General features: G+C 46.3%; 1 protein-coding gene. It reads left to right on the top strand.

Translation table 11 applies throughout. From position 1 onward, the window contains the following. A partial coding sequence (locus M595_RS31450) for an Ig-like domain-containing protein (RefSeq protein ID WP_023070017.1) occupies nt 1-454 on the top strand: 454 nt, incomplete at both ends.

The following is a 454-nucleotide window of genomic DNA, read 5'->3' as shown; positions in this document are numbered from 1 at the left end:
GTTAATGATGGCAATGGGGGAACCGATACCGCCACCGTTACGGTAACAGTTGAAGAACCTGTAAATACCAATCCTGACGCGGTTGATGATACTCGTACAACTGGTTTCAATACACCGGTTACTATTAACGTTCTCGGTAACGATACCGACCCGGAAAACGACCCGTTAGACATTACAACCTTTGACGAAAATTCGGCTAATGGGGGAACCGTTGCACGTTCGGAAAATGGTCAGTTAATTTATACACCTGCGGCCAATTTCACCGGAACAGATACCTTTAATTACACCGTTAATGATGGCAATGGGGGAACCGATACCGCCACCGTTACGGTAACAGTTGAAGAACCTGTAAATACCAATCCTGACGCGGTTGATGATACTCGTACAACTGGTTTCAATACACCGGTTACTATTAACGTTCTCGGTAACGATACCGACCCGGAAAACGACCCGT

The organism is Lyngbya aestuarii BL J (genome assembly GCF_000478195.2).
GTDB lineage: Bacteria > Cyanobacteriota > Cyanobacteriia > Cyanobacteriales > Microcoleaceae > Capilliphycus > Capilliphycus aestuarii.
Note: the sequence above shows the minus strand (reverse complement) of the source record. Positions and strands in the feature narration are given on the sequence as shown.